Source organism: Desulfonatronospira sp. MSAO_Bac3, from assembly GCF_003838035.1.
Classification (GTDB): Bacteria; Desulfobacterota; Desulfovibrionia; order Desulfovibrionales; family Desulfonatronovibrionaceae; genus Desulfonatronospira; species Desulfonatronospira thiodismutans.
The window spans coordinates 1-4744 of record NZ_QYZY01000319.1 but is presented as its reverse complement, the minus strand read 5'-3'; the positions used below and the strand labels follow the sequence as shown (position 1 = coordinate 4744).

Annotated in this window: 4 protein-coding genes and 1 pseudogene; 1 reads left to right on the top strand and 4 read right to left on the bottom strand. The window is 52.5% G+C overall.

Annotated features, from left to right (window positions below):
• Positions 1–381 precede the first annotated feature (381 nt).
• Positions 382–1113 (top strand): zinc dependent phospholipase C family protein, encoded by a 732-nt coding sequence (locus tag D5S03_RS11230; protein ID WP_008870577.1) that lies wholly within the window; start codon positions 382–384, stop codon positions 1111–1113.
• Positions 1114–1388: 275 nt separating this feature from the next.
• Here the strand turns inward: D5S03_RS11230 and D5S03_RS11225 are convergent, their stop codons facing one another.
• The 4 genes and pseudogenes from D5S03_RS11225 to D5S03_RS11210 form a co-directional block, all read right to left on the bottom strand.
• Positions 1389–2327 carry a YbgA family protein gene (locus D5S03_RS11225; protein WP_287044048.1) on the bottom strand — a complete coding sequence of 313 codons (939 nt, stop codon included), beginning with the start codon at positions 2325–2327 and terminating at the stop codon, positions 1389–1391.
• A 207-nt stretch (positions 2328–2534) separates the two neighbouring features.
• Entirely contained in the window at positions 2535–2993 is a 459-nt protein-coding gene (locus D5S03_RS11220; RefSeq protein ID WP_287044046.1) for a small multi-drug export protein, read from the bottom strand.
• A gap of 32 nt (positions 2994–3025) precedes the next feature.
• Entirely contained in the window at positions 3026–4393 is a 1368-nt protein-coding gene (locus D5S03_RS11215) for an NAD-dependent succinate-semialdehyde dehydrogenase (RefSeq protein WP_287044044.1), read from the bottom strand.
• Between the two features lie 159 nt (positions 4394–4552).
• Positions 4553–4744 (bottom strand): annotated as a pseudogene (locus tag D5S03_RS11210) (hypothetical protein); the annotation flags it as partial.

Below are 4744 nucleotides of genomic sequence, written 5' to 3'. Positions count from 1 at the left end.
CCTGCCGGTCCTGGCCCTGACCTCCCTGGCCGGGGAAGAGGACGTGGCCCGGGGCAAGAAGGTAGGCATAGACGACTACCAGATCAAGCTGGACAAGGAAAAGCTTCTGCAGAGCATATTCAGCTTTCTAAGCAGCAAAGCAGCCTGAGTTGTTTATCAGTTCTGCCGAAATCAAATATTTTCCCCGATTTTTTCTGCTCCGCTATTGACGTAATCTAAATCGATGATATATGTGCAAGAAGTTTCGGGGCTACTGCCCCTGTCTTTTTTTGTACTTCCGGAGTCTGTCACCAAAATATAATGGCTTGTCCATACAGGGCAACTCAACAACCAATCAGGGCAGGGATGCACTCCAATATTTCCGCAAAGAACTACTGACTTATGAAAAAAATATTTATACTTTTCCTGATCATATTTTTTGTTTCCGCTGAAAATGCATTTGCCTGGGGTCCCATGACCCATACACATTTCGCCTTTGAGATACTGCGGGCGGCCAGTTTGCTGCCGGTAGCAGTGTACTCTCTTCTAACAGCCTATTCCACCAATTTCATTTACGGTTCGGTGGTGGCGGACTATTTTCTGGGCAAGCCGGGACAGAAAAACCCCCATGACTGGGAAACCGGGTTTATGTTGTTGCAGGCTGCAGGCAAACGCACGGATCAGGCTTTTGCCTGTGGTTTTTTAAGCCATCTGGCTGCTGACACAGTGGCCCACGGTAAAATGGACCTGGGTTCCAGGGGCAAACTGGGCCATGCCTGGGTGGAGATGGAGTCCGACAGCCTGGTGACCAGAAAGTGCTGGCCGGCTGTAGCCCGCATGGACAAAAGCCGGCTGAAGTCAAATGACCGGCTGGCCAGAAAGGTGATAGACCCCAAGGATTGCCGGTCCAAGGGCTTTCAGGGGGTGTACCGGGCCTATCTGAGCATGTCCGGGTTAAACCGCCGCCGCATAACCAGTTATTACCACGAAGACTTCGACAAGTACCACCAGATGTCTGTCCAGCGCGCCATAGACGTTTTGAGCCGCAAGGAGTCCAGTACCTACGTGCGCATGACCCCCAACATCAAAAAGAAGAAAAAAGTCCTCACAGCGCTGAAAAGCATCTTTGTCTGATAAACTTCTCAACTGCTTGATTTGTAAGGAAGTGGACCTTCAACACGAACCACCCCCAGCCCCTCCTTAACCAAGGAGGGGAGTAGACCGTGCTGGATATAATACTAACCCTGTTTGACAGCAACATGCTGCAATAATTGAACTTAAAAATCATAGTTGATTGCAGGATTGCCCCCCAATCCCTGAATTCACCAATCCCTCAATCCCTTAATTTCTTAATCCCTCAATTCCCCAATCCCTCAATCCCCCAATCCCTGAATTCCCGAATCCACCCATCACACATGGTTTCTAAGCTTGAGCTCCATGGGGTGGGGATTTAGATACACCTGCTCCTTGAGATATGGCTGGTCGTATTTGCGCACGTAGTGATTAAGAAGGGTTACAGGCACGATAAGTGGCACCAGCGAATCTTTGTAGTTGCCGATGACTTCCAGCAGCTCCTGCTTTTCATCGCTGCTCAGGTCCTTCTTGAAGTACCCCATGACATGCTGCAGCACGTTGACGTTTTTCTTGATGGTGGAAGAAAGTTTCAGGGCTGTCATGAGTTTGCTTATATATTGATCTGCGAGCTCATCAGGAGGCAGCTCCCTGGCCCCGGCCACCAGCCTGCCCAGCTCCCTGTAGGCATTTACATTGTGGGCCATAAGGAGCAGCTTGTGCCGGGTATGAAAATCAATGAGACGGGCGGTGGTCAGCCCCTGCTCCATCAGTTCCAGCCACCTGCCGTAGACAAATATCCTGGTGATAAAATTCTCCCTGAGCATGGGATCATGCAGCCTGCCCTCTTCTTCCACGGGCAGCAGGGGAAAGCGCTCCATGAACATTCCCGCGAATATCCCCCGCCCCTTGGGAACCGGGTGACCCTTGTCATTGTAGACTTTTACCCTCTCCATGCCGCTGCTGGGAGACTTGCTCTTAAAAATGAAACCGCACAGCTTTTCTTTTTCCAGTGCATCCAGCCTTTTTGATGCCCAGCTTTGCATGACACTGGTATAGTCCTCTCCGGACTTCTGGGTGACCAGCCTTGGAGAGTCTATATCCCCTACCAACCGCAGGGCTTCTCTGGGTATGGGCATTCCCGATTCGGTTTCCGGGCATACCGGTACATAGCTCACATACTTGCCCAGCAGGTCCCGCAGGTACCTGTCCAGCTTGTGCCCTCCGTCATAGCGCACGTTATCGCCCAGAAGGCATGTACTAATTCCAATTTTCAAGTGTTTCTCCTTGCATAATTAAAAGGTAACCATTCAGGGGGTTCTCGGTGGTGGCTACTGGCACCAGGCCTGGGGACTGTCCCCGCTAAGTACTAACTGAGCAGGTTCACAAACTTAGTGTCTACAATTTTTGTGCGAAAAAGGTGTCGCGGGGACTGTCCCCGGGACGTTTCCTGCGCCCCCTGAATGGTTACATTAAAAGTATACTCAGCCGGTTAAAAACCGCAGGCCTTCGATACCGTAATAAACTCCCAGAGTCAGGCCAGTGGTCCAGACCACCAGGCTGATGTTCATCCACACCAGAAGATCTTTTTTTGTAGTTCTGAAGGTCAAAGCAATGAGTACGGCCAGGTGGACCCCGGTAAGAGCCGGTGCCAGCAAAGACAGCCCCGGAAGACCGTACCTGTTCCAGATTCTTAAAGCCCTCCTTCTGCGCCTGGAGGCCGGTCTTGCATAGCCTTTTGCCTTGCCCGCCCTCCATTTGCGCCACAGCTCATAGCCGTACACCATGATAAATATCGGTGCGGTATTTCCGGCAAAGGCCAGGATGCCCACCAGCCAGGGATCAAGGCTCATGGCCAGAGCTGCGGGTATCACCAGCAGAATCTCTATCCAGGGGGTTGCCGACAAGATAAAAACCAGAAAGTACTGCCACAAGGCTTCCATCAACTATCCCGCGTCCGCCTGCATAAAAAATTCTACCTGACGAATACCGTCTTGATGTTGGTAAATTCTCTTATGCCCTGAACGGAAAGTTCACGGCCGTACCCGCTGTCTTTAATCCCTCCAAAGGGCAGCCTGGGATCCGACTGGACCATGGAATTTACAAAACAGGAGCCAGCCTCGATCTCACTGGAAGCGATCCTGGTGCCACGCTCTATATCCCGGGTAAAAACCGCAGAACCCAGGCCGAACCTGGTCCTGTTGGCCAGCTCTATGGCTTCTTTTTCATCATTAGCGCTTATGACGGCCGCTGCAGGCCCGAAAAGTTCCTCCTCAAAAGCCGGCATGCCAGGCTTTACACCGGAAAGAACAGTACCTGGATACCAGAATCCGGGACCTTCGGGAATATATCCCCCAAGCTCAAGCCTTGCTCCCTGCCCCATGGAACGTTCCACCTGGCCGTGCAGTTCCCGGCGCAGGTCTTCCCTGGCCATGGGCCCAAGGGTGCAGTCATCATGCATGGGATCTGCCATGTTCGCCCGGGCCATTTCCTGCAGAAACAGATCCATAAAATCGTCGTAGACCTTTTGCACCACAATGATCCTCTTGGCTGCTATACATGTCTGCCCGTTGTTCATGAGCCTGCTTGCGGCGCATGTCCGGGCTGCAAGCTCCAGGTCCGCGTCCTCCAGGACCAAGTAAGGATCACTGCCTCCGAGCTCCAGCACGGTCTTCTTGAGCATGCTTCCGGCGCGCTCTGCTATTGCCCTGCCGGCGCTCACGCTTCCTGTAAGGGTGGCCCCTCTGACGCGCCCGTCTCCCAGGATTTCCAGGGCCTGCTCCTTGTTGATGAACAGGTTTGAGAAAACTCCCCTGGGTAGACCCGCCTGCAAAAGGACCTTTTCAACCTCGGCAGCGCATCCGGGTACGTTGGCCGCATGCTTGAGCAGGCAGGTATTGCCGGCCATGAGCGCGGGTACAGCGAAACGCAGAACCTGCCAGAAAGGAAAATTCCAGGGCATCACAGCAAGCACAGGCCCCAGGGGATTGTAAGTCACAAAGCTTCTGCCGCTATCCACTTTTATCTCTTCATCTGATAAATAACCTGCGCCATGTTCTGCATAAAAATCACAGAGCCGGGCACACTTGTCTATTTCTCCCCTGGCCGCGGCTATGGGCTTGCCCATTTCCCTGGTAATAATATCTGCATATTTCTTACTGTTCTGTCTCAATATCTCCCCAACAGCACCTACAAGCCCTGCACGGTATTCATACCCCGTCTCCCGCCACTGAAGGTACGCCTGGAAACTTTCCTCCAGGGCACTCTCAAGTTCCCGGGAACCTATGCAGGCTACACTTTGCAGCTCTTCTCCAGTGGCAGGGTTTACAGCCTTATATCCCATATGAATCTATCCTTTATAAATTAATGTTCAGCCATAATCATAACACCATGTTTTCTGTACAACAGCCAGTCCTGTCAATCCCGCCTCACTCAATACCTGCCCCTGAATCCCCCAATCCCCCAATACCTCAATTCCTCAATCCCCCAATCCCCCAATCCCTCAATCCAAATCTCCCCGAGGCAGACTGGCCAGGCAAGCCACGCCGCCTTTGGAGACTGGGTAGAGCATTATATTTCCCTTGACCTTCTGGGCCACCACCCTGGCTATGGGCAGGCCCAGTCCGGTGCCCATGGCCCGGGTGGAAAAAAAGGGCGTAAACAGGGTCTCCATTTCATCTGTACCAGAGAGTTT

Coding starts and splice junctions, on each gene's coding strand:
- D5S03_RS11215 (WP_287044044.1), bottom strand. CDS start 4,393: ATGGGATATAAGGCTGTAAACCCTGCCACTGGAGAAGAGCTGCAAAGT.
- D5S03_RS11230 (WP_008870577.1), top strand. CDS start 382: ATGAAAAAAATATTTATACTTTTCCTGATCATATTTTTTGTTTCCGCT.
- D5S03_RS11220 (WP_287044046.1), bottom strand. CDS start 2,993: ATGGAAGCCTTGTGGCAGTACTTTCTGGTTTTTATCTTGTCGGCAACC.